This is a genomic window from Burkholderia sp. BCC1644 (assembly GCF_902833225.1).
In the GTDB taxonomy this organism is placed as follows: Bacteria; Pseudomonadota; Gammaproteobacteria; order Burkholderiales; family Burkholderiaceae; genus Burkholderia.
On the sequence record NZ_CADFEI010000012.1, the window covers coordinates 32912 to 56294 of the forward strand.

Below are 23383 nucleotides of genomic sequence, written 5' to 3' on the forward strand. Positions count from 1 at the left end.
CTGACGACCGGGCCCGGCGCATCGGCGCCCGGCCCGGCTCGGTGTGAAGCTGACGGGAAGCCCACATTCTACGGTTTCGCGGCATATTGCGCCGTCGCGCGGTCCGGCCGGCCGCGGATGGCCGCCCTGCGGATGACCGGCCTCCGGGTCGACGTCCGGCGGATGGCCAGCCCACGGATGGCCGGCCCGCGGATGGCCGCCCCCTGCAAAAGCAAAGCACAAAATATTGGTTCGGCCGCCGGGGACGCCGCGCCACAATCGAACCTCGTCTTCAAGCAAGCGAGGGCAATCATGAGCGCATGCAGCAAATCGGCGTGGCCGCCGCGGCTCGTCACCGTTCCGGGCCTGCACGGCAGCGAAGGCGCTCACTGGCAGACCTGGCTCGAGCGGCAGTTCCCGCGTTCGTTGCGCGTCGAGCAAGACGACTGGGACGCACCCGATCTCGCGGGCTGGGCGCGTTCGGTACGCACGCTGCTCGATCGCGAGCGCGGGCCGTTCGTGCTCGCCGCGCACAGCTTCGGCTGCCTCGCCGCCGCGCATGCGCTCGCGCAGGGGCCGCATACGGGCGATGTCGCGGGCGTGCTGTTCGTCGCGCCCGCCAGTCCGAAAAAATTCACGTTCGCCGGGCCGTTCGACGCGCGCCGGCTCGCGGTGCCGTCGATCGTGATCGGCAGCGAGACCGATCCGTGGATGCCGCTCGCCGATGCGCGCACGCTCGCGCAGCGCCTCGGCAGCGCGTTCGTGAACCTCGGCGACGCCGGGCACATCAACACGGCGGCCGGCTTCGGGCCGTGGCCGCGCGCGAAATACTTCATCGACACGCTGGTGCATTGCGCTGCGCCGCTGCGCTTTCGCGATGCGGACGACGGTTTCGAAGCCACGCTCGTCGACCGCGCGCTCGCGCACGCGGTCTGACGGCGCGGGCCGTCGCGCTTACGACGCGGCGACGGGCTTGACGGCGGCCGGATCCGAATAGCTCGGCCGGCCGTTCTCGACGTGGCCCGCGAAGCGGCGCGAGAACGTGCCGTTCGCGCCGTCGCTCACCGTCACGTCATACCATTGGTGGCTCGATGCGAGCGCCCACTGCTCGACATGCTCGTCGCCGCCGTGCAGCGTCACCTGCCGCGACGGCGCACCGTACGCGTTGTCGGCCAGCGTCAGCGTGACGTGGGCGCCACCGTGGTTGCGCAGCTTCAGGTACAGGTTCCCGTTCGCGATGTCGTAGCCGGCCTTGACCTCCGGCTGCGCCGGGTTGCGGTGAGGCGCGGCCGGGGCCGACACGTTGCCGGAGAACACGCGCACGAAGCCGTTCGGCCCGTACACCGAGAACGCATACGCACCGTTCGTCACCGTCAGGTCGAAGTCCGCATGCAGCACGCGGCGCGCGCCGACCGTATAGCGCCACGGGCCGTCGGTGCGGTTCGTCGCATACACGTGGAAGTGCGCGCCCTGGTTGCCGCGGTTCGCGAATTCGATGCGCAGCTTCGTCCCGCCGTAGAGGCTCGCGTTCACGTGCAGCTCGTACGGCAGGGCGCGCGCGGGCCGCACGCCGGGCTCCTGCGGGTCGACCGGCGACGGCGTCGTGGGGACGGTCGGCGCGGGCTGCGACGTGCACTGCTGGTCCGCGATCGAGCGGTACTGGCTCGTGTCGGGCAGCGGCGGGAACGACGCATCCGACGAACGGAAGTCGAATGCGGCGGTGAGGTCGCCGCACACGGTGCGGCGCCACGGCGTGATGTTCGGTTCGTCGATGCCGAAGCGTTCGCCGATGAAGCGGATCACCGACGTGTGGTCGAACACCTGCGAGCACACGTAGCCGCCCTTGGTCCACGGCGACACGACCGTCATCGGCACGCGCGGCCCGAGGCCGTACGGCAGGCCGTCGGCCGTGTAGCTGCCGCCGCGGCCGGGGTTCACGACCGTATGCAGCTCGCCGTCGGTCGTCACGGTCGACGCGCCCTGCGCGGCCGACGTCGGCGGCTGCGGCGGCACGATGTGGTCGAAGAAGCCGTCGTTTTCGTCGTACATGATGAACAGCACGGTCTTGCGCCACACGTCCGGGTTCGACGTGAGCGCATCGAGGATCTGCGACGTGTAGTTCGCGCCGTACGCGGGCGTGTATTTCGGATGCTCGGAGAACGCGGCCGGCGGGCACAGCCACGACACCTGCGGCAACCGGTCGTTGATCACGTCGTCCTTCAGGTTGTCGAGCGTGCGCACGGTCTGCGCGCGCTGGTACAGCGACGAACCGGGCTTCGCGTTGATGAAGTTCGCGAAGTTCTGCAGCACGTTCGTGCCGTAGTTGCCGTTGTACGGATCGTTGCCCGTCGTCCCTTGCTGATAGATCTGCCACGACACGCCGTGCGCTTCGAGGCGTTCGGGGAAGGTCGTCCACGACAGCAGCTGGTACGCGGGCGGCCCGTCGCCGTCGACGTAGTCGCTGTTGTCGAGCAGCGGGCCGCCGAACTTGCCGGTCGGGTCGACCGTGCCCGTCATCAGGTACGAGCGGTTCGGGTGCGTCGGCCCCGGCAGCGAGCAGAAGTAGTTGTCGCAGACGGTGAACGCATCGGCGAGCGCGTAGTGGAACGGGATGTCCTCGCGCACGTGATAGCCCATCGTCATGTCGGTCTTGTTCGCGGGCCACTGGTCGTAGCGGCCGCCGTCGATCGCCGCGTGCGTCTTGTACCACGAGTGGTCGAGATCGCCGACGCACTGCGCGCTCGTCGTCAGCGTGTTCAGACGGAACGGCAGCACGGGCTTGCCCGGATTGGCCTTCGACGGCTGGTACCACACCGGCTTGCCGTTCGGCAGCGGGATCGGGAAGCGGTCGTTGTAGCCGCGCACGCCGCGCAGGTGTCCGAAGTAATGATCGAACGAGCGGTTTTCCTGCATGAACACGACGATGTGCTCGACATCGCGGATCGTGCCGGTGCCGCGCGCGGCGGGAATCGCGAGCGCGCGGCGGATCGATTCGGGAAAGGCGTTGAGCGCAACGGCGGCGCCCGCGGATTGTGCGACGGTATGCAGGAAACGGCGGCGGCTCGATGACGTCATGTTGTTCACCTCGGTTCTGCGGTCGGGGGACGGAAGCGGCGGGATCAGCCCGGCGACGACGCCGCGGCGCTCGACGCGGCTGCGTTCGTCGCAGGCTTCGCGTCGTCGTCGTCATCGGGCGGGTAGTGCACGACGGGCGGCGCGAGCGGTGCGGCATCGGACGCGGCGGCATTCGCGCTGGCATCGTTGTTGAACGCGCTGGCGGAGCCGGCCGATGCGCCTGCTGGCTGCGAGGCGTCGGTCGCGTGGGCGTCGTGCTGCGCGTCGTCGCTGCAGGCGGCGACGAAAACGGCGGCACAAAGAACGACGACGACGGAAACGCGACGCATGACTTCTCTCCTGGCAGGCTGATCGGGAAACGTTTTCGAGTATGCCGATCCGATGCGACGTTTCGGTGAATCGTTTGCGTCCAGTGCGTGATCGCAGAATGCTTTCGATATCCTGACCATGCACTTGCACGGAGTGGCGGCGGCGCAAGATTTTCCGGCGGACGAAGCGAGTCGGGCACTTTTACCCGGGCACGCGATGCGACGCGTACGCGCGTCCGCGGCGGCCTGACCGTTCATGATGGACGCGTGCGGCCGATCGCGTTGCGTCAGCGCCTCGGTGTGCGTCGCCGCACCTCGCTGCGCAGCCAGTCGAGCCAGGTGCGGATCGCCGCTTCGTGCGGATGGCCGGGGCGCCACACGACGTAGTGCGCATACACGTCGGTCACGCGCACCGTCGACACGCGCACGAGCGTGCCGTCCGCGAGTTCGGGCTCGATCAGCGAGCGGCGCGCGAGCGCGACGCCGCGTCCTTTCAGCGTCGCGTCGATCAGCGCGTTCGCATCGGTGAAGCGCGGCGCGCGAGCGGATTCGGTGAGATCGAGCCGCGCGGCCTGGAGCCACGGTTCCCACGGCTGCGCGGGATGGCGCAGCAGCGTCGCGCGCACGAGATCGGCCGGCATGCGTGGCGCAATGCCGTCGCGATTGCGGTACGCGGGGCTCGCGACCGGGAAGATCGTCTCGTTCATCAGCTTTTCGGCGACGACGCCCGGCCAGGTGCCGGGCCCGTAGCGCAGCGCGACGTCGATGCGGTCGCGCTTGCGCAGCGGCGCGAGCGCCACGTCCGGGTGCAGCGCGATCGCGATGTGCGGATGCGCGGCCGCGAAGCGCGGCAGGCGCGGCGCGAGCCAGCGCTCGGCGACACTCGGCAGCACGCTGACGTTCAGCGTCACGTCGCAGGTGCGCGGGCGGCTGCGTACGGCGAGTGCCGGCTCGAACGCCCGTTCGAGCACGCTCAGGCCCTGGCGCACCTGCAGCGCGAGCGCGTGCGCGGCATGCGTCGGCGTCGCGCCGTTGCGTTCGCGCGTGAAAAGCGGATAACCGAGCTGCGCCTCGAGTGCGCGGATGTGCTGGCTGACCGCGCCTTGCGTGAGCGCGAGGGCGTCGGCCGCGCGCGTGAAGCTCTGCAGCCGCACGGCGGTCTCGAACGCGCGCAGCGTCTGCAGCGGAGGGAGGTGGATGCGTCGCATGCGGGTATTAGTAACACTAATGTCCGAGCACGACAATTCATCGTTTGCCGCGCATCGGTACGCGTTCCTACACTCGGTTCCGTCTTCCACAGCCCCGTCGGGCCCCACACCATGAACGCATATCGTCTCTATCTTTCGCCGGGCGCCTGCTCGCTTGCCGCTCACATCGCGCTGGAGGAAACCGGCGCGCCGTTCGACGTCGAGATCGTCTCGGTGCAGAAGCAGCAGAACCTCGCGGCGCCCTATCTGGCGATCAACGCGAAGGCGCGCGTGCCCGTGCTCGCGATTCCGGGCGAGCCGCGCGTGCTGACCGAAACGCCGGCGATCCTCACGTATCTCGCGCGCCGCTATCCGGATGCGCAATTGCTGCCGCTCGGCGATCCGCTGCGCGAGGCGCGGTGTCATGAATGGCTCGCCTGGCTGGTCGGCTGGGTGCACGGCGTCGGCTACGGCGCGTTGTGGCGGCCGGGCCGCTTCATCGGCGATCCGGCGCTGCACGGCGCAGTCAGCGCGCACGGGCGCGGCACGATCGAAGCTGCGAACGAGACGATCGAAGCCGCGTTCGCCGACGGCCGCACGTGGGCCGAACCGGGCGCGCATTCGATCGTCGATCCGTTCCTGTTCGTGCTGTATCGCTGGGGCGTCGCGATCGGACTCGACATGACGCAGTACCCCGCGTGGACCGCCCACGCGCAGCGCGAGGCCGAGCGGCCGGCCGCGCGGCGCGCACTGGCGCGCGAGGCGGCCTGACGGATGCGCGGGCGTCGTGGTGCGTGCTGCGCCGCCCGCGTGTGACGAGCGGCTGCTATTTCGCGGCGAACAGCGGATAGGTCGCGCCGGCGACCAGCGCGGCCGCGAGCCACACCACGCTCCATGAACTGACGGCGAGCAGCGGCGGAATCGCGAGCGGTGTCGCGAACAGCCCGAGGTAGACGATCGTGTTGGCCATCCCGAGCGCGGTGCCCGCATGGTTCGCGCCCGCGAGCGTCGCGAGTTCCGTGTATGCGACGCCGTGCCATGCCGATACGCAGATGCCGGCAAACACGAGAATCGCGACGATCGCCGCGAGCGGCACGTGCACGCTGCCGGCCGTCGCGGCCGCGAGCAGCGTGAACGACCCGGCCGCGACCAGCACCGAGCCGCGCAGATACGCGCGCCGGTTGCCGTTCCGGTCGGTATGACGGCCGCTCCACACGCGCATCACCATCGCGCCGAGCTGCAGCACGACCATCGCCGCGCTGATGCCGGCGAGGCCGAGCCGGCCGAAGTCGTGCAGGAATACCGTCGCGAACGTGAGCACCGCGAACTGAGGCGCGCACAGCAGGCCGATGCCGAGCACGATGCGCCACACGGCGCCGCTCGCGAGCGGGTTGCGCGCGTGCTGCGCGTCCGGCTGCCGCGCGACGGGGCGCTGCGTGGCGAGGTGCGCCACGGCCGGCTCGGCGGGCGGCTCGTGCAGCCAGCGCCAGGTGAGCGCGGCCGAACCCGCGCACAGCAGCATCAGCGCCCCGAACACCGCGGCGAAGCCGAGATGTGACGCGAGCGACGGCAGCAGCGCCGCGCCGACGCCGCCGCCGAGCGGTACGGCCGTCTGGCGGATGCTCATCGCGAGCCCGCGTTCGCGCTCGCCGAACCAGCGCATCACCGCGCGTCCGCTCGACCCGTTCACGCTGCCGCCGAGCAGGCCGACGCAGCACATCGCCGCGACGACGCGCGCAAGCGGCGGCACCGCGTGCGCGGTCGGGACGATCGTGCACACCATCAGCGCGAGCATCGCGGCCGTCGCGACGAGCCCGGTCAGCAGCACGCGGCGATCGCCGAAGCGGTCGGCGGCCATCCCCCACGGCAGCTCGGACAGCGCGACGCCGAAGCCGAGCGCGCCGAGCACGAGGCCGAGCGCGCCGTTGTCGAGGTGGTAGGCCGAGCGCATCCACACGGCGGTGGTCGGAATGCCGGCCGCGGCCGCCGAAAAGCTCATGTTCGCGGCGACGCCGGCCGCCAGCACGCGCCAGCGATGGGCCGGGCCGCGCACGTCGCGCTCGGGTGAGGAGGGGGAAGCGATGCAGGTGGTATCCATGACGGCAGGCCCGGTTGGAAATTGACATCCACAGTCTGGCGGCCTACATTCATCCTGAAAATCGGAAAGTTCTTGATGAATCGTTCGATAAAACAGGATGGTTGATATGCCCGGACATGACATTCCACGTAGCGACGGCGAGTCGCTCGCGCTGGCCGATGCCGCGCTGGCCCGGCCCAACTTCGACGTGGCGGCGCTGCGCAGCCTCGTCGTGGGCGTGGATCTCGGCAGTTTTGCGAAGGCGGCCGACCGCGTCGCGCGCTCGTCGTCGGCGGTGAGTGCGCAGATCCGCAAGCTCGAGGAGCAGGCCGGCACGCCGTTGTTCGTGAAAGCCGGGCGCGGGCTCGCATTGACCGATGCCGGCGACGCGATGCTGCGCTATGCGCGGCGGATGATCGAACTGAACGACGAGGCGGCTGCGGCGGTGCGCGGCGTGAATCTCGACGGCTGGGTGCGCGTCGGGCTGCAGGAGGATTTCGGCGAGGCGATTTTGCCCGACGTGCTCGGACGGTTCGCGCGCGCGCATCCGAAGGTGAGGATCGAGGCGCGCGTGGCGCGCAATGCCGACCTGCTCGACCGGCTCGACGCGAACCAGCTCGACCTTGCGCTGGTATGGGGCGATCCGGTGTCGGCCGCGCTGCTCTCGCGGCCGGGTATCGACAGCGAAGTGATCGCGCAGGTGCCGATGCAGTGGATCGGGGCAACGGGGGCGGGCGGGTTCGGCATGCCGGGTGGGGGCGACGAGGGCGCGGAAGGCGGGGCGGCCGCCGTGCACGCCGCAGCGGGCGGACGTGACGCGGGCGAGGCGTTGCCGCTCGTCGTGTTCGACCGGCCGTGCCGGTTCTTCGGCGCAGCGACCGATGCGCTCGATCGCGCGGGCGTGCCGTGGCGCATCGCGTTCACGACGCCGAGTCTCGCCGGATTATGGGCCGCGGCGGCGGCCGGCCTCGGGCTGACGGTGCGTTCGCACTACGGGCTACCCGCGTCGGTGCGCGTGCTCGATGCGGCTTCGCTCGGATTGCCGGTGCTGCCGAGCCTGCCGCTGATCCTGCTGCGGCGCGCGTCGTCGGCGACGCCGACCGTCGACCGGCTCGCGCGGATCGTGACGCAGGCGGTGCGGGAGGCGACGGAGGGGGAGGTGGCGTTGGCGGCATGATGCCACCTGCGGTTGCCGTCGTGGGCCGCGATCCATTCGTCCCTCTGCCGATCGGCCGAATGGATCGATCGAGGGAACCTGACTACAGTGATGGTCACCTGAAACGGAGGCCATCATGCACAAAACGAACATTCCCGGTGCCAGCGCCATCGACCTGTCGCAACGGGCGGATGTATCGATCCGCAACGGCGGGGAATCAGCCGATCAGCTCGCGTCTGCTTCGCTACCCATTCGATTCGGAGTCCTGGAGGGACAGGTCCGAATCGCAGACGACTTCGATGCGCCGCTGCCCGATTCCCTGCTGGATGCATTCGAAGGGCGGTGATGCGACTGTTGCTCGATACGCACATCTTCTTGTGGATCGTGACCAATGACCCCAAGCTCAGCGCACGGGCGCGCAGACTGATTTCGGCCGCCGACGAGCGTTTCGTCAGCAGCGCGAGTATCTGGGAGGCCGCCATCAAGGCTGGCCTGGGGAAGCTCGATATCGACTTGGGCAAGCTGATCCGTGCAATCGGAGCAAGCGGGATTCGTGAGTTGCCGGTTCGGGCCGTGCATGGGGCTGCCGTGCGTGATTTGCCTCACCACCATCGCGATCCGTTCGATCGACTGCTGGTCGCGCAGGCACGACACGAACCGCTTCAGCTCGTGACGGCCGACGCTCACCTTGCCCGGTACGACCTGTCGCTGGTTCTGACAGTTTGAAATAATCCGTCGGGTCGGAATTCATCTGCCGGCAGCGCCATGCGCGGCGTAGCGGTTTATGCCGCTGCGACGTCCGGCTCGATTGCTTCGAGCGCCGCACAGATCGTTGCCAGCCGCTCCCGCAACCCTTCACTCGCGGGCACGAACGGTAGCCGCAACCCGTCCTCGCACCACCCTTGCGCGGCGAGCACGGCCTTCACCGGTGCCGGGTTCGGCTCCGCGAACAGCGCCGCGACCAGCGGTTGCAGCGCGACCGACAGGCGCCGCGCGTCGGCGAGCCGCCCGTCGCGCAGCAGCGCATGGATGCGCACATGCCATTCGGGCAGCACATGCGCGCTGCTCGCGATCGCGCCGTGCGCACCGGCGCACATCGCCGCGAAGTTCTGGTTGTCGTCGCCGGACAGGATCGCGAGCGGCGTGTCGTGCACGAGCCGGCTCATCCGGTCGAGCGTGCCGCCGCATTCCTTGATGCCGGCGACGCGCGAGTCGCTCGCGAGCGCCTGCAGCGTGTCCAGTTCGACGTTCACGCCGGTGCGGTACGGGATGTTGTAGACGAGCACCGGCAGGTCGGCCGCGTCGACGATCGCCTCGACATGGCGGCGGATGCCGTCCTGCGTCGGCCGCACGTACACGGGCGGCGTGACGAGCAGCCCGTCGGGCCGCAGCGCGGCGAGTTCGCGTGCGCGTGCGGCCGCGAAGTGCGTCGCGCTCGCGGTCAGCCCGACGACGATCGGCAGCCCGGGCGCCGCGTCGCGCAGCGTCGCGAACACCGCATCCTGTTCGCGCGCGTCGAGCAGCACGCCTTCACCGGTCGTCGCGCCCGCGACGAAACCCGCGATGCCCGCGCCCGCATAGTGACACGCAAGCCGCGCGAGCGCCGCATGGTCGACTTCGCCGTGGTGAAACGGCGTGATGATCGGCAGCCAGATACCTTCGAAACGTGTGTTCATGCAAAGCCTCATGGTGGAAACGGAGTGGGAAGGAACCGTTCCGCCGGCGGAGGGCCGGAGCGAGGCATGCGTGCAAGGAGAATGAAACGACCTGCGGGCATCCCGTCCGGCATTCGCCTGACGGGACGCGACGTCCCCGTCAGTCGAGGAGTCGTTTTTTCTGTTTCAGCCCGGCCGCGCGCGTACCTGCCGCGACGGCGGCGAGGATCGGGAGCGAGCGCAGGGTAGCGGACATGGATGAACCGTGAGTGGGCTGAGCGGCGATCTTAACACCGGATCGGCGGCGCGCGCGAGCGTCCGCCGCCGTTTAGCAGGATTCGAGATTTGCTTTCCACGACTGATTGGAAAGCGCGCCGTGCCCGGCCGCTAGAATGCCCGCTTACGTTTCGATGACAGCGCGTACGCGTGCCGTCACGCACATTCACCACCACTGGAAACGGGGCATATCACGATGGCAAGCATCAAGGGGATCGGCCGCTGGCTGCACACGGGCGCGGCGGCGGCGCTGGTCGTGGCGGCGACGGCTGCGCATGCGGATACGTCGATCCTGAACGTGTCGTACGACGTGACGCGCGAGCTGTACAAGGACATCAACACGAGCTTCGCCGCTGCGTACAAGCAGAAGACCGGCGAGACCGTCACGATCAAGCAGTCGCACGGCGCGTCGAGCGCGCAGGCGCTGTCGGTGCTGCAGGGGCTGCAGGCCGACGTCGTGACGATGAACCAGCCGAACGACATCGACCTGCTCGCCGAGCGCGGCCAGCTGCTGTCGAAGGACTGGCGCGCACGCTTCGCGGACAACAGTTCGCCGTACTCGACCACGATGGTGTTCCTCGTGCGCAAGGGCAATCCGAAGGCGATCAAGGACTGGAGCGATCTCGCGAAGCCGGGTGTCCAGGTGATCATCGCGAACCCGAAGACGTCGGGCAACGGCCGTTATGCGTATCTCGCCGCGTGGGGCTTCCAGAAGCAGAAGGGCGCGACCGACCAGCAGGCGCTCGACTTCGAGAAGGCGATCTTCCGCAACGTGCCGGTGCTCGACTCGGGCGGCCGCGGTGCGACGACGACGTTCACGCAGCGCGGCATCGGCGACGTGCTCGTCACGTTCGAGAACGAAGTCGCGCTGATGGACACCGGCGCATCGGGCGCACAGTTCGACGCCGTGTATCCGTCGGCGAGCATCCTGGCGGAACCGCCCGTCGCCGTCGTCGACAAGGTCGTCGACAAGAAGGGCACGCGCAAGGTCGCGCAGGCGTATCTCGATTACCTGTACACGCCGGAAGCGCAGGAGATCATCGCGCAACACCATCTGCGCCCACGCGATGCGAACGTCCTGAAAAAGCATGCGGCCGAGTTCAAGGCGCTGAAGACGTTCAGCGTCGAGCAGGTTTTCGGCAGCTGGGCGAACGCGCAGAAGACCCATTTCGCCGACGGCGGCACGTTCGACCAGGTGATCGTCGACCGGAAGTGACCGCGGCGCGCATCGCGCCGGTCCGCACGATGACGACGCAGCCGGCCGCATACGCGGCCGGCTTTTTTTGCGGCATCGCGCGGCGGATTGCCGGTCCGCGCCCGCACGCATTCCCGGCCGCCGCCGCGCGTGCTACGCTCATCGCCTTCCTGCAACCGGCGCCGCGCGATGAACGTCGATTCGTCCTCCCCAGCCCCCCGCGGCCGTGGCCGCAAGATCTGGTCGGGCACCCGCCCGGTGATCGCGTACGGGATGCCGCCGCTCGGCTGGCGCGATTTCTACCATCGCGCGCTGACGGTGAGCTGGCCCGTATTCTTCCTGTCGCTCGCGGTGCTGTTCCTGCTGCTCAACGCCGGCTTCGCGACGCTCTACCTGCTCGGCAACACGCCGATCGCGAACCAGTCGCCGGCCGGCTTCGGCGGCGCGTTCTTCTTCAGCGTCGAGACGCTCGCGACCGTCGGCTACGGCGACATGCATCCGCAGACCGTTTATGCGCACCTCGTCGCGACGTTCGAGATCTTCGTCGGGATGTCGAGCATCGCATTGGCCACGGGGCTCGTGTTCGCGCGCTTTTCGCGGCCGCAGGCGAAGATCCTGTTCGCGCGCAACGCGATCATCCGGCCGCTGAACGGCCGGATGACGCTGATGGTGCGCGCCGCGAATGCGCGCCAGAACGTGATTGCCGAGGCGCAGGCGAAGTTGCGGCTGATGCGCGTCGAAGGCACGCACGAGGGTTACTCGCTGCGCAAGATCCATGACCTGGCGCTCGTGCGCAGCGAGCACCCGATCTTCCTGCTCGGCTGGAACCTGATGCACGTGATCGACGAATCGAGCGCGCTGTTCGGCGAGACGCCCGAATCGCTCGCCGCGCGCGACGCGTCGTTGCTGATCACGATCGAGGGCTCGGACGAAACGACCGCGCAGGTCATGCAGGCGCGTCACTCGTGGGCGCATGGCGAGATCCGCTGGCGTCACCGCTATGTCGACCTGATGCACGACGAAGACGGCATCACGCACATCGACTACACGCATTTTCACGAAGTCGTGCCGATCGACGTCGACACCGACGAGCGCGGATCGCCGGGTGTGGTGGTCGAAGCGGGCGCGTCGGCGCAGGGGCCGGCCGGATCGGCGTGATCGAGGGGCCCGCCCCCCACGAGCGTCACGCGTGCAGCAACCGCGCCGCTTCGCGTTGTTCGATCGCGACGGCGCGACGGAACGCGTCGCGATCCTCGGCGCGTGCGACGTAGTCGCCGAGCACGCCTTCGTGCGGCAGCAAATGTGCGTCGAACGCGATCTTCAACGTGCTGGCGAGCAGCAGGTCGGCCGCGGTGAAACGGTCGCCGACGAGCCACGGGTTGTGGGCGAGCGCTTGCGCGAGTGCGCGCTGCACGCGCGTGATGTTGCCCCAGCCGAACGCGACCGGATTGCCCGACGCGCCGGTGAATTTCTCGGCCATCGCCGGTTCGAGGCAGGTCGGCGTGAAGAACATCCATTGGAGGAAACGGCCGCGCAGCGGATCGTCGGGCGCGATGCCGAGTCCGGCGCCCGGGCAGCAGTCGGCGAGGTAGAGCAGCACGGCGCCCGATTCGGCGAACGGCGCGCTGCCGTCGTCGAGCGCGGGCAGCTTGGCCATCGGATTGACCTGCACGAATGCGTCGCTGCCCTGCTCGTGCGAGCGCAGGTCGATCGGCACGAGTTCGTACACCACGCCGATTTCCTCGAGCATCCACAACGCCCGGAATGCCCGGGTCTTCGGCCAGTAGTAGAGCTTCATCGCGCCTCCGCGTTTGGGTGCAGGTGTCGGTCCCGTCGATGCTCAAGCGTACCCGAGCGCAGGAGGTTCGGACAGGGGCGCCCGGCTAGGGCGCCCGGCCGAGCGAGACCGTTGGAGGCGTTGTATGTCGAGCGTGAGTCGGACAGAAAATCGGGCAAAGCCCGATGGCACAAGGGGGTAATCAATAACTAGTTATATATAGACTAGTTATTGAAGTGAGTGGAAATCCTGACGGAAAGCGGCATCACTTCCCATGGGCGCCGCCGATCCAGCAGCATCCTTGCACATGACCACATCGGCATTCGACCACGACCGCCGACGCATCGCGAAACACGGAAATCACTGGAGACAAGTCACGCATGGCAAACGACGATCGCACCACGATCATTCCGCGAAGAACGCCCGAATCGGCGGCCATGGTGGCCGAGGTCAGGCGAGCGATGGCGATCACCGCGCGGCTCAACCGTCTGACGTTCGACGATGCCGCGGAAGTGCGCGCCTTGTTCGGCGAGCTGATCGGCACGCAGGTGGACGACGGCTTCGTGCTGATCCCGCCGTTTCATGCGACGGGCGGCACCGGCATGAAGCTCGGGCGCAACGTGTTCGTCAACCAGAACTGCACGTTCTACGATCTGGGGGGGCTCGAGATCGGCGACGACGTGATGATCGGCCCGAACGTCAGCCTGATCACGTCCGGTCATCCGGTCGAGCCTACGCGGCGGCGCGACTGCGTCGTCGCGAAGCCGATCGTGATCGAACGGAATGTATGGATCGGCGCCGGCGCGACGATCATCGGCGGCGTGACGGTCGGCGAGAATTCGGTCGTCGCGGCCGCTGCGGTCGTCACGCGCGACGTTCCGCCGAACACGCTGGTCGGCGGCAATCCTGCGACCGTCATCCGGTCGATTGCGGAATAGCCTCCGCTCGGAAGCACCTGTCGGCGCGACGGGCATCGTCGGACGGATGTGGACAACCCGCCCCACGGCGACTCGAAACGCTGTGCATTTGAATGGTGAGGGTGCCGCCGAGGCCGTCCGGGCAAGCCTTTCCGGCTTTCCCCGGATGCGGTGCACCGAGGCGTTCGCCGACGTGGACATTGCGATCTCGTCGCGCAACCGGTTGTGGATATCCCCGCCCCGAAACGACTCGCCGCGCTGTGGATTTCACCGGTGAGGATCGCCGGATGTCGCGCAATACGTGAAGAGGGGTGTGGACAACTCGCCACGAGACGAAGCGAAATGCTGTGAAATCCAACGGTGAGCATCGACGCCCGATCGCGCTGCGCCAGATCCAGCAAGGCTCCCCGGCCTTTGCCGCGATTCGGGGCGCCGCGCATTCTAACGGAACGCGCGAATGTGTGGCTAGGCCACGCGTGCGTCGCGACGTCGGCATCCGGGTCCGGATCCCGATCGAAGGGTCGTGCATTCTAACGGCGAGCGCGAGCACGTGGTCCGAAACGTGCGAATTTCATCGCGCATTCGCGATCTCTCAAGCGACTCGACACGCTGTGGAATGCAATGGTGAGTATGAGCATCCGATTGGCCGGAGGCCCGTCCGGACGCGGCTGTCCGGCCGACGACGTCGCCCGGGGCACGTGCCCGATCAGGAGCGCCGTGCGCGTTGCAGTGTGGATATCCGGCCGCCGAAACGACTTGCGGCACTGTGTAATTCGACGGTGAGCGTCGGTGGCCGATCGGGCGACAGGCCGCTCGCGGCAGGGATTGCCGCCAGCCGGTGCGCTTTGAAACGCGCTTCCGCGCTCGATCGGCCGATTCTCTCCGATGTGGATATCCGGCCGCGGAAACGACTCGCGGCACTGTGTATATCGACGGTGAGCGTCGGTGGCTGATCGCGTGACAAGCCGCTGGCGGCAGGGGTTGCCGCCCGCCGGTGTGCTTTGAAACGCGCTTCTGCGCTCGATCCAACGATTCTCTCCGATGTGGATATCCGGCCGCCGAAACGACTCGCGGCACTGTGTATATCGACGGTGAGCGTCGGTGGCTGATCGGGTGACAAGCCGCTGGCGGCAAGGATTGCCGCCAGCCGGTACGCGTTGAAACACGCTTCCTCGCTCGATCGGCCGATTCTCTCCGATGTCGATGTCCGGCCGCGGAAACGACTTGCGGCACTGTGTATTTCGACGGTGAGAGTCGGTGGCTGATCGGGTGACAAGCCGCTGGCGGCAAGGATTGCCACCAGCCGGTACGCGTTGAAACGCGCTTCCTCGCTCGATCGGCCGATTCTTTCCGTTGTGGATATCCGGCTCCACCGGCCACTCTCGACCCTGTGTATTCGAACGGTGAAGGGCGCAGCGGATCGACGAAACGGGCAGGCCTGGATGTGGATATCCACCGCCAGAACCCACTCGCCGCGCTGTGAATTCCAACGGTGAGCATGCGCGCCCGGGCGAACCGCATGCCGGTTCCGGGTGTGGACATCCCTGCTCCGACGCCACTCGAAACGCTGTGCAATCGAACGGTGAGCGCGCGAGCCCGGTCGGCAGAGAAGCGCATCGTTGTGGACATCCGGCGCCCCCGACCAATCTGAACACTGTGCAAATCAACGGTGAGGATGACCGCCGGAAGCGCCCGAAACCCTTGCCACACGGGGCTCGAGCACCCGCGGCGCGGCCGCGGCGGCGCCATCGAGCGCGCACCGGTTTCCCGGCGAGCCACCCGGCCGCCGCGATGCCCGCCAACCCGCCCGACGCCACCGCGCGCGAAAACTCTCTCAAATCCCGGCAAAAACCTGCGCAGTTTTTCTCGCTACAGCCCCGACCGAGCAAGATGAGAAAAAACATTCTCGGCTGCGCACGAAAAAATAGAGCCATTCGCTGCCGGCCCCCACGCGTCGCCCGACGCCCCGCCGCGCAGCCCAGAACAGCACAATCCGGAGACATCCCCCATGACCGCCCGCCTGCCCGTCGATGGCACGCCTGCCCTGTCCGACTACCGACTGACCGACAACCTGACCGCGACGCGCGGCCGGATCTTCCTGACCGGCACGCAGGCGCTGGTTCGCCTGCTGCTGATGCAGCGCGCGGTCGACGCCGAACAGGGGCTCAACACGGCCGGCTTCGTCAGCGGCTATCGCGGTTCGCCGCTCGGCATGGTCGACCAGCAGCTGTGGAAGGCGAAAAAACTGCTCGACGCTGGCGGCGTGCGCTTCCTGCCCGCGATCAACGAGGAACTCGGCGGCACGGCCGTACTCGGCACGCAGCGCGTCGAGGCCGATCCCGAGCGCACGGTCGAGGGCGTGTATGCGATGTGGTACGGCAAGGGCCCGGGCGTCGATCGCGCGGGCGATGCGCTGAAGCACGGCAACGCATACGGTTCCTCGCCGCACGGCGGCGTGCTGGTGGTGGCGGGCGACGATCACGGCTGCGTATCGTCGTCGATGCCGCACCAGAGCGACTTCGCGATGATCGCGTGGCACATGCCGGTCGTGAACCCGGCGAACATCGCCGACATGCTCGAATTCGGCCTGTACGGCTGGGCGCTGTCGCGCTACTCGGGTGCATGGGTCGGCTTCAAGGCGATCTCGGAAACGGTCGAATCGGGTTCGACCGTCGACCTCGACGCGCTGCAGACGCAGTGGCCGGCGCCCGAGGGCTACACGCCGCCGCCGGGTGGCCTGCACAATCGCTGGCCCGACCTGCCGAGCCTGACGATCGAGGCGCGCCTCGCCGCGAAGCTCGACGCGGTGCGCCATTTCGCGCGCACCCACAGCATCGACAAGTGGATCGCGCCGAGCGCGCAGGCGAACGTCGGCATCGTGACCTGCGGCAAGGCGCACCTCGACCTGATGGAAGCGCTGCGCCGCCTCGACCTGACGGTCGCCGATCTCGACGCGGCCGGCGTGCGGATCTACAAGGTCGGCCTGTCGTATCCGCTCGAAATGACGCGCATCGAGACCTTCGTCGACGGGCTCGCCGAAGTGCTCGTGATCGAGGAGAAGGGCCCGGTCATCGAGCAGCAGATCAAGGACTACCTGTACAACCGCACCGAAGGCGCGCGCCCGCGCGTGCTCGGCAAGCACGACGCCGCCGGCGCATGCCTGCTGTCCGAACTCGGTGAACTGCGCCCGTCGCGCATCCTGCCGGTGTTCGCCGACTGGCTCGCGCGCCACAAGCCGGCGCTCGACCGCCGCGAACGCGTCGTCGATCTCGTCGCGCCGCAGATCCTGTCGAACGAGGCCGACGCGGTGAAGCGCACGCCGTACTTCTGCTCGGGCTGCCCGCACAACACGTCGACGAAGGTGCCGGAAGGCTCGATCGCGCAGGCCGGCATCGGCTGCCACTTCATGGCGTCGTGGATGGAGCGCGACACGACGGGGCTGATCCAGATGGGCGGCGAGGGCGTCGACTGGGCCGCGCACGCGATGTTCACCAACACGAAGCACGTGTTCCAGAACCTCGGCGACGGCACCTACTTCCACTCGGGCATCCTCGCGATCCGCCAGGCGGTCGCCGCGAAAGCGAACATCACGTACAAGATCCTCTACAACGACGCGGTGGCGATGACGGGCGGCCAGCCGGTCGACGGCAGCATCTCGGTGCCGCAGATCGCGCGGCAGGTCGAGGCGGAAGGCGTGTCGCGCTTCGTCGTCGTGTCCGACGAGCCGGAGAAGTACGACGGCCATCACGGGCAGTTCCCGACGGGCACGACCTTCCATCACCGCAGCGAGCTCGACACGGTGCAGCGCGAGTTGCGCGAGACGCCGGGCGTCACCGTGCTGATCTACGACCAGACCTGCGCGGCCGAGAAGCGCCGCCGCCGCAAGAAAGGCGAATTCCCCGATCCGGACAAGCGCCTGTTCATCAACGACGCGGTGTGCGAAGGTTGCGGCGACTGCGGCGTGCAGTCGAACTGCCTGTCGGTCGAGCCGCTCGAGACGCCGCTCGGCCGCAAGCGCCGCATCGACCAGTCATCGTGCAACAAGGACTATTCGTGCGTGAACGGCTTCTGCCCGAGCTTCGTGACGGTCGAGGGCGCGGCGCTGAAGAAGGCCGCCGGCGCGGCGTTCGACGAAGCGGCGCTCGCCGCGCGCGTCGACGGGCTGCCGGTGCCGGCGACGCATCTCGACGCCGCGCCGTTCGACATGCTCGTGACGGGCGTCGGCGGCACGGGCGTCGTGACGGTCGGCGCGCTGATCAGCATGGCCGCGCACCTCGAAGGCAAGAGCGCATCGGTGCTCGACTTCATGGGCTTCGCGCAGAAGGGTGGCTCGGTGCTGTCGTTCGTGCGGATCGCGTCGAGCGACCGGTGGCTGAACCAGGTGCGCATCGACACGCAGCAGGCCGACGTGCTGCTCGCGTGCGACATGGTCGTCGGCGCGAGCGCGGATGCGCTGCAGACGGTGCGTCACGAGCGCACGCGGATCGTCGTCAACACGCACCGGATCCCGAACGCGTCGTTCGTGCAGAACCCGGACGCGAACCTGCATGCGGACGCGCTGCTCGAGAAGATGCACCACGCGGCCGGCGACGGCTACTTGTCGAGCTGCGACGCGCAGGCGCTCGCCGCGAAGTTCCTCGGCGATTCGATCGGCGCGAACATCCTGATGCTCGGCTACGCATGGCAGCTCGGCCTCGTGCCGGTATCGCTCGCCGCGATGATGCGCGCGATCGAGCTGAACAACGTCGCGGTGCCGATGAACAAGCTCGCGTTCTCGATCGGCCGGATGGCGGCCGGCGACGCAGCGGGCCTCGACGCGTTGTGGAATGCACGTCACGCGGTGGCCACGCACGCCGCGCCGGAGACGCTCGCCGAACTGATCGCCGATCGCGAAGCGCGGCTCGACGCGTACGGCGGTGCGCGTTACGTCGAGCGCTACCGTGCGCTCGTGAACGCCGCACGCGCGAAAGGCGACGACGCGCTGACGCGCGCGGTCGCGACGACGTTCTACCGGCTGCTCGCGGTCAAGGACGAATACGAAGTCGCGCGGCTGTACACCGACGACGCATTCCGCACGGCGCTCGAAGCGCAGTTCGAAGGCGTGCCGGGGCAGGCGTACCGCGTGAAGTTCAACCTCGCGCCGCCGACGGTCGCGAAGGCCGGTAGCGACGGCAGCACGCCGAAGAAGCGTGTGTTCGGCCAGTGGATGTGGCCGGTGTTCGGCGTGCTGGCGCGCGTGCGCAGCCTGCGCGGCACGTGGCTCGATCCGTTCGGCCGCACCGTCGAGCGCAAGATGGAGCGCGCGCTCGCCGGCGACTACGAGACGACGCTTGCGCGTGCGTTCGCCGCAATGACGGCCGGCAATGCGGCGCAGGTCGCGCAACTGGCCGACCTGCACGCGCGCGTGCGCGGCTTCGGTCACGTGAAGGTGCGCAACCTGGCCGGCGTGAAGCGCGCGGAGCGCGAACTCGCGCTGGCGCTCGGCATCGATGCGGTGACCAGCGCGGCAGTGCAGCACGCGCTCGACGAGATGAAGGGCGCGGGGATGCTGAAGGGGATTCCGGTCGTCGTCGCGAAATAACGCGAACGCGCGTGGATGTGAAAACGGCGACGCTCGTGCGTCGCCGTTTTTTATGCGTCTCGGCTGTTGCGCGCCGGCAGCCGCCCACGCGTCAAAGAATGCCTTTCTTGCGTGTCGACAGCGCGGTTTCCGACAGGTCGATCTCGCGGAGCAGCTTCGTCAGCGTCTCGTCGGAAATCTTGCTGTCGCCGCGCAGCCGGTACAGCGCCGAGCGTTCCGCGCGGACGGCCGCGATCCGCATCTGCAGCTCCATCGTTTCGGCCTGCTTCGCTTCCGCGCGCGGCGTGGGGCCGTCCTCGGCCAGCGCGGAGAGCCGGCGGCGATACTGGTCCATCACGCGCGCGGAGATGTCCGCGCAGCGCGCCGCGCCCGATTCGTCGAGATCGGCCGAGATGGCATCGTGCGACGAGTCGATCGCGCGGATCGCGGCCTGCGCGGCAGCCGAGCGTGCGACGCGCTCCTCGTCGCCGAGCGGGTTGCGCGTCGAACGCACGCCGCGCAACAGCAGCGGCAGCCCGATCACCGCGACGATCAGCGAGCCGAGGATCACGGCCGACGCGACGAAGATCGCCGTGTCGCGCCCCGGCAGCGGTGCGCCGTCGGACAGCGCGACGGGAATCGACAGCACGCCGGCGAGCGTGACGGCGCCGCGCACGCCGCCGACCGTCATCACCGCGATCGTGCGCACGCCGGCCATCGTGCCCGCGAGGCCCTGGCGCGCGGCGCGGCGGCTCGCGAACCACCGCAGCAGCCACACCCACGTGAAGCGGATCGCATACAGCGCGAGCATCATCGCGCACACGTTGAAGATCATCCGGCCGACCAGCGCGTCGCTCGTATGGTGCGCGTCGACGAGCGCGCGGCCGATGATGTGCGGCAACTGCAGCCCGAGCATGATGAACACCATGCCGTTGAACACGAACTCGATCATCGCCCACGTGCTTTCGGCGCGTACGCGCGACGCGACGGTGCTTTTGCGCGAGAAGCTCGTGTAATTCATCATCATCCCGGCCGATACGGCCGCGAGCACGCCCGACAGGTCGAGATGTTCGGCGAACAGGTAGGCCGCGAACGGCACGAGCAGCGTCATCACGATGCCGGGGGCCGGGTCGCCTTCCTGCTCGGCGTTCAGGAAGCGTGTCGACAGCGCACTGAACACCCACGACACGATCGCGCCCGTCGCGAGCCCGCCGGCGGCGACGATCACGAACGTGACCGACGCGGCGCGCAGCGAAAACACGCCCGTCAGCGCGGCCGCGATCGCGAACTTCAGCGCGACGAGGCCCGACGCGTCGTTCATCAGCGCCTCGCCTTCGAGGATGTGCATCAGTTGCGGCGGGATCCGGCCCTTGCCCGCGATGCCGGACAGCGCGACCGCGTCGGTCGGCGACAGCACGGCCGCGAGCGCGAACGCGATCGGCAGCGGCAACTCGGGAATCAGCCAATGCGCGAAGTAGCCCACTGCGAGTACCGTCATGAACACGAGCCCGAACGCGAGCATCAGGATCGCGCGGCGCTGCAGGTACAGCTCGCGTTTCGGAATCCGCCAGCCGTCCGCGAACAGCAGCGGCGGAATGAACAGCAGCATGAAGATTTCGGGGTCGAACGTGACGTGCAGGTTCAGCTTCGGCCACGCGAGCATCGCGCCGAACGCGATCTGCATCAGCGGCAGCGGCAATTGCAATGGCAGGATGCGCGTGACGGCGCCGGACAGCGCGACGGTCAGCAGCAGGATCAGGACTGTGAAGACGATTTCCATCGATACGGCGAATACGGGGAATGAAACGATCGTACGGAGTGTAGCGTGCTGACGTGACGGCTGCGCTCGAGTGGCCGGTGCGTGCGCACGAAGATGGTGCATCGGGCGTGCGCCACGGTGGTGCGATGGCCCGGTGCAGCCGCATGGCGTACGGGTTGGCGGCACCTTGCACGGAGCTTGCTTGAAGGTGGGCAGCCGTCCGGCATCGACTGGGCAACCGAGGGTCCAACCATGACATTGCACGCGCCGTCCGCTTCGCCGGGCGGCACGTGCGAAGGCATCACCAGGAGGAAGGCATGACGATCGTTCAACAGGAGCGTCCGTCCGCCGCGTCGCCGTACCGGTTCGAGCGGGAGATGAGTTCCGGCTTCGAACGTCTGGCCACGCAGCATCGCGACCTGACGCTGACGACCGTGTTCCAGCCGATATTCAGCCTGTCGCACCAGCGTGCGGTCGGCTACGAGGCGCTGTTGCGCGCGCACGATGCGCTCGACCGCGCGGTGTCGCCGCTCGACGTGTTCGGCGAAGCCGCGCGCCAGGGCGAACTGCTGCAGCTCGACCGGCTCGCGCAGGCGCTGCATCTCGAGAACTTCGCACTGCTCGGCGCCGAGCGCGAGTGGCTGTTCCTCAACGTCCATCCGGGCGTGCTGACCGACCCGTTCCAGGCCGCCGCGCTGCTCGCGAACCTGAAGCGGCTCGGCATGCCGCCGCGCCGCATCGTGCTCGAAGTGCTCGAACAGCGCGCGGAAGACGTCGAGCGGCTCGCGGAGGCCGTGCGCGAATTCCGCACGCACGGCTTCCTGATCGCGCTCGACGATTTCGGCGCCGGTCATTCGAACCTCGAACGGATCTGGCAGTTGAACCCGGACATCGTGAAGCTCGACCGGATCATGCTGTCGCACGCGGCGCACCGCACGGGGCTCACCGCGATCCTGCACGGGCTCGTCACGCTGCTGCACGAGGCCGGCAAGCTCGTGCTCGTCGAAGGGATCGAGACCGAGCACGAGGCGCAGATCGCGCTGTCGTGCGAGGCCGATTTCGTGCAGGGCTACTACTTTGGGCGCCCGGCGCCGGGGCTGCCCGACAGCGCGACCGCGACGGGCTGCATCGGCGAGCTGACCGAGCGCTTTCGTCAACAGACCGAAGCACGCGAGCGGCGGGACGCGCAGCGGCTCGCGCCGTACCTGCGCGCGTTCGAGCGGGCGGCCGAGCGGCTCGCGGCTGGCGAGCCGCTCGACGAGGTGTGCTGGAACTTCCTCGCGCTCGATGCGGCCGCGCGCTGCTTCCTGCTCGACGCGCACGGCCGCCAGTCGGGCCGCAACGTCGTGCTGCGCGCCGATCGCGCGCTCGCCGAGGCGCGCTTCTCGCCGCTCGCGGACGCGCAGGGCGCGAACTGGCTGCGCCGGCCGTATTTCCGTTCGGCGATCGCCGAGCCGGGCCGCGTGCAGGTCACGCGGCCGTACCTGTCGATCAACGAGGCGCAGCCGTGCGTGACGCTGTCGGTGGCCGTGCGCGTCGGCGATGCGCAGCGCGTGCTGTGCGGCGATATCGACTGGGTCGACGACGAAGCGGACGCCGGCTAGCGCCGCTCGGATCGCATGCGGCGACCGGGGGCGCGGCGGCGCGGCTGACGTACGCGCCGGCCAGCACGCTGGCGCCTGTCGCGCGGCTCGGCTAGGATGCGCGAATTGTCCTGACGATTCGCGGGCCGCCCATGAACCGAAACGCCGCTTCTTCCGTCCTCCTCGAAGTGATCGCCACGACCGTCGGCGATGCGAAGGCCGCCGCCCGCGCGGGCGCCGACCGCCTCGAACTCGTGACCGCGATCACCGAAGGCGGGCTGACGCCGAGCGTCGGCCTGATCGAGGCCGTCGTGGCCGCCGTGCCGATTCCCGTCAACGTGATCGTGCGCCCGCACAGCCGGTCGTTCGTCTATGACGCCGACGACCTGCGCGTGATCGAGCGCGACGTGCGCGCGGCCGTCGCGGCCGGTGCGAACGGTGTCGTGTTCGGCGCGCTCGACGCGCGCGGCGACGTCGATCTCGGCGCGCTGGCCCGCGTCGCGGCCGCCGCCGATGGCCGTTCGCTCACGTTCCACCGCGCGTTCGACGTCGCGCGCGATCTCAACGCCGCGTTCGACGCGTTGCTGCGCGTACCGGCCGTCACGTCGGTGCTGACGTCGGGCGGCCATCCGTCGGTGCTCGACGCGGTCGCGACGATCACGCGGCTGGTGCGGCAGGCGGCCGGCTCGACCTGCACGGTGCTGGCAGGCTCCGGGCTCACGATCGACGCGGTCGGCGATTTCGTCCGTGCGACCGGCGTGCGTGCGGTGCATTTCGGCTCGGGCGTGCGGCCGCGCGGCGAGGTGCTGGCGCCCGTCGACGAACAGCGCGTCGAGCGCGTGCGCGCGGCGCTCGACGGCGCGGCGGCGCACGTGTGAC

Annotated in this window: 18 protein-coding genes; 11 read left to right on the forward strand and 7 right to left on the reverse strand. The window is 68.7% G+C overall.

The window, feature by feature from the left end; genetic code table 11:
- Window positions 1–291 precede the first annotated feature (291 nt).
- On the forward strand, window positions 292–915 hold the full coding sequence (locus tag HWX87_RS23445; protein WP_176049511.1) for an alpha/beta hydrolase: 624 nt from the start codon (window positions 292–294) through the stop codon (window positions 913–915).
- Window positions 916–933: 18 nt separating this feature from the next.
- On the opposite strand, the gene HWX87_RS23450 is transcribed toward HWX87_RS23445, so the two are convergent.
- From HWX87_RS23450 to HWX87_RS23460, 3 genes are all read right to left on the reverse strand, one after another.
- Window positions 934–3054 (reverse strand): phospholipase C, phosphocholine-specific, encoded by a 2121-nt coding sequence (locus tag HWX87_RS23450; protein ID WP_176049512.1) that lies wholly within the window; start codon window positions 3052–3054, stop codon window positions 934–936.
- A gap of 44 nt (window positions 3055–3098) precedes the next feature.
- Complete coding sequence (locus HWX87_RS23455; protein ID WP_176049513.1) at window positions 3099–3383, reverse strand: hypothetical protein; 285 nt, start codon at window positions 3381–3383, stop codon at window positions 3099–3101.
- 266 nt (window positions 3384–3649) lie between these two features.
- Entirely contained in the window at window positions 3650–4570 is a 921-nt protein-coding gene (locus HWX87_RS23460) for a LysR substrate-binding domain-containing protein (protein ID WP_176049514.1), read from the reverse strand.
- A 111-nt stretch (window positions 4571–4681) separates the two neighbouring features.
- Here HWX87_RS23460 and HWX87_RS23465 point away from each other — a divergent pair, with 111 nt between their 5' ends.
- On the forward strand, window positions 4682–5320 hold the full coding sequence (locus HWX87_RS23465) for a glutathione S-transferase (protein ID WP_176049515.1): 639 nt from the start codon (window positions 4682–4684) through the stop codon (window positions 5318–5320).
- A gap of 55 nt (window positions 5321–5375) precedes the next feature.
- On the opposite strand, the gene HWX87_RS23470 is transcribed toward HWX87_RS23465, so the two are convergent.
- Entirely contained in the window at window positions 5376–6647 is a 1272-nt protein-coding gene (locus tag HWX87_RS23470) for an MFS transporter (protein ID WP_176049516.1), read from the reverse strand.
- A 106-nt stretch (window positions 6648–6753) separates the two neighbouring features.
- Here HWX87_RS23470 and HWX87_RS23475 point away from each other — a divergent pair, with 106 nt between their 5' ends.
- The 3 genes from HWX87_RS23475 (at window position 6754) to HWX87_RS23485 (ending at window position 8508) form a co-directional block, all read left to right on the forward strand.
- Window positions 6754–7803, forward strand: coding sequence for a LysR substrate-binding domain-containing protein (locus HWX87_RS23475; RefSeq protein WP_176049517.1), 1050 nt, complete (start codon window positions 6754–6756; stop codon window positions 7801–7803).
- A 115-nt stretch (window positions 7804–7918) separates the two neighbouring features.
- Window positions 7919–8128 carry a hypothetical protein gene (locus HWX87_RS23480; protein ID WP_176049518.1) on the forward strand — a complete coding sequence of 70 codons (210 nt, stop codon included), beginning with the start codon at window positions 7919–7921 and terminating at the stop codon, window positions 8126–8128.
- Window positions 8128–8508 carry a type II toxin-antitoxin system VapC family toxin gene (locus HWX87_RS23485; protein WP_176049519.1) on the forward strand — a complete coding sequence of 127 codons (381 nt, stop codon included), beginning with the start codon at window positions 8128–8130 and terminating at the stop codon, window positions 8506–8508. The genes HWX87_RS23480 and HWX87_RS23485 overlap by 1 nt, the downstream gene beginning before the upstream one ends.
- 56 nt (window positions 8509–8564) lie before the next feature.
- Here the strand turns inward: HWX87_RS23485 and dapA are convergent, their stop codons facing one another.
- Window positions 8565–9458 (reverse strand): 4-hydroxy-tetrahydrodipicolinate synthase, encoded by an 894-nt coding sequence (gene dapA, locus HWX87_RS23490; protein ID WP_176049520.1) that lies wholly within the window; start codon window positions 9456–9458, stop codon window positions 8565–8567.
- 451 nt (window positions 9459–9909) lie between these two features.
- Here dapA and HWX87_RS23500 point away from each other — a divergent pair, with 451 nt between their 5' ends.
- Window positions 9910–10929 (forward strand): sulfate ABC transporter substrate-binding protein, encoded by a 1020-nt coding sequence (locus HWX87_RS23500; protein ID WP_176049521.1) that lies wholly within the window; start codon window positions 9910–9912, stop codon window positions 10927–10929.
- Window positions 10930–11097: 168 nt separating this feature from the next.
- The gene (locus tag HWX87_RS23505) at window positions 11098–12066 is read left to right on the forward strand and encodes an ion channel (RefSeq protein ID WP_176049522.1); all 969 of its coding nucleotides are present in this window, start codon (window positions 11098–11100) and stop codon (window positions 12064–12066) included.
- 25 nt (window positions 12067–12091) lie between these two features.
- Here HWX87_RS23505 and HWX87_RS23510 read toward each other — a convergent pair whose 3' ends face one another.
- Window positions 12092–12706, reverse strand: coding sequence for a glutathione S-transferase family protein (locus HWX87_RS23510; RefSeq protein ID WP_175843797.1), 615 nt, complete (start codon window positions 12704–12706; stop codon window positions 12092–12094).
- 359 nt (window positions 12707–13065) lie between these two features.
- Here HWX87_RS23510 and HWX87_RS23515 point away from each other — a divergent pair, with 359 nt between their 5' ends.
- Window positions 13066–13623, forward strand: a complete 558-nt coding sequence (locus HWX87_RS23515; protein WP_176049523.1) for a DapH/DapD/GlmU-related protein — start codon at window positions 13066–13068, stop codon at window positions 13621–13623.
- A 1987-nt stretch (window positions 13624–15610) separates the two neighbouring features.
- Window positions 15611–19183 carry an indolepyruvate ferredoxin oxidoreductase family protein gene (locus HWX87_RS23520; RefSeq protein ID WP_176049524.1) on the forward strand — a complete coding sequence of 1191 codons (3573 nt, stop codon included), beginning with the start codon at window positions 15611–15613 and terminating at the stop codon, window positions 19181–19183.
- 91 nt (window positions 19184–19274) lie between these two features.
- On the opposite strand, the gene HWX87_RS23525 is transcribed toward HWX87_RS23520, so the two are convergent.
- Window positions 19275–20942, reverse strand: a complete 1668-nt coding sequence (locus HWX87_RS23525) for a Na+/H+ antiporter (protein WP_176049525.1) — start codon at window positions 20940–20942, stop codon at window positions 19275–19277.
- A 296-nt stretch (window positions 20943–21238) separates the two neighbouring features.
- Here HWX87_RS23525 and HWX87_RS23530 point away from each other — a divergent pair, with 296 nt between their 5' ends.
- A complete protein-coding gene (locus tag HWX87_RS23530) occupies window positions 21239–22525 on the forward strand; it encodes an EAL domain-containing protein (RefSeq protein ID WP_176049526.1) in 1287 nt (428 codons plus the stop codon).
- A 131-nt stretch (window positions 22526–22656) separates the two neighbouring features.
- Window positions 22657–23382 (forward strand): copper homeostasis protein CutC, encoded by a 726-nt coding sequence (locus tag HWX87_RS23535; RefSeq protein ID WP_176049527.1) that lies wholly within the window; start codon window positions 22657–22659, stop codon window positions 23380–23382.
- Window position 23383 lies beyond the last annotated feature (1 nt).

Excerpts from the sequence above, each read along its gene's own strand:
- HWX87_RS23445 (WP_176049511.1), top strand. The coding sequence starts at position 292 with ATGAGCGCATGCAGCAAATCGGCGTGGCCGCCGCGGCTCGTCACCGTT.
- HWX87_RS23450 (WP_176049512.1), bottom strand. The coding sequence starts at position 3,054 with ATGACGTCATCGAGCCGCCGCCGTTTCCTGCATACCGTCGCACAATCC.
- HWX87_RS23455 (WP_176049513.1), bottom strand. The coding sequence starts at position 3,383 with ATGCGTCGCGTTTCCGTCGTCGTCGTTCTTTGTGCCGCCGTTTTCGTC.
- HWX87_RS23460 (WP_176049514.1), bottom strand. The coding sequence starts at position 4,570 with ATGCGACGCATCCACCTCCCTCCGCTGCAGACGCTGCGCGCGTTCGAG.
- HWX87_RS23465 (WP_176049515.1), top strand. The coding sequence starts at position 4,682 with ATGAACGCATATCGTCTCTATCTTTCGCCGGGCGCCTGCTCGCTTGCC.
- HWX87_RS23470 (WP_176049516.1), bottom strand. The coding sequence starts at position 6,647 with ATGGATACCACCTGCATCGCTTCCCCCTCCTCACCCGAGCGCGACGTG.
- HWX87_RS23475 (WP_176049517.1), top strand. The coding sequence starts at position 6,754 with ATGCCCGGACATGACATTCCACGTAGCGACGGCGAGTCGCTCGCGCTG.
- HWX87_RS23480 (WP_176049518.1), top strand. The coding sequence starts at position 7,919 with ATGCACAAAACGAACATTCCCGGTGCCAGCGCCATCGACCTGTCGCAA.
- HWX87_RS23485 (WP_176049519.1), top strand. The coding sequence starts at position 8,128 with ATGCGACTGTTGCTCGATACGCACATCTTCTTGTGGATCGTGACCAAT.
- dapA (WP_176049520.1), bottom strand. The coding sequence starts at position 9,458 with ATGAACACACGTTTCGAAGGTATCTGGCTGCCGATCATCACGCCGTTT.
- HWX87_RS23500 (WP_176049521.1), top strand. The coding sequence starts at position 9,910 with ATGGCAAGCATCAAGGGGATCGGCCGCTGGCTGCACACGGGCGCGGCG.
- HWX87_RS23505 (WP_176049522.1), top strand. The coding sequence starts at position 11,098 with ATGAACGTCGATTCGTCCTCCCCAGCCCCCCGCGGCCGTGGCCGCAAG.
- HWX87_RS23510 (WP_175843797.1), bottom strand. The coding sequence starts at position 12,706 with ATGAAGCTCTACTACTGGCCGAAGACCCGGGCATTCCGGGCGTTGTGG.
- HWX87_RS23515 (WP_176049523.1), top strand. The coding sequence starts at position 13,066 with ATGGCAAACGACGATCGCACCACGATCATTCCGCGAAGAACGCCCGAA.
- HWX87_RS23520 (WP_176049524.1), top strand. The coding sequence starts at position 15,611 with ATGACCGCCCGCCTGCCCGTCGATGGCACGCCTGCCCTGTCCGACTAC.
- HWX87_RS23525 (WP_176049525.1), bottom strand. The coding sequence starts at position 20,942 with ATGGAAATCGTCTTCACAGTCCTGATCCTGCTGCTGACCGTCGCGCTG.
- HWX87_RS23530 (WP_176049526.1), top strand. The coding sequence starts at position 21,239 with ATGACGATCGTTCAACAGGAGCGTCCGTCCGCCGCGTCGCCGTACCGG.
- HWX87_RS23535 (WP_176049527.1), top strand. The coding sequence starts at position 22,657 with ATGAACCGAAACGCCGCTTCTTCCGTCCTCCTCGAAGTGATCGCCACG.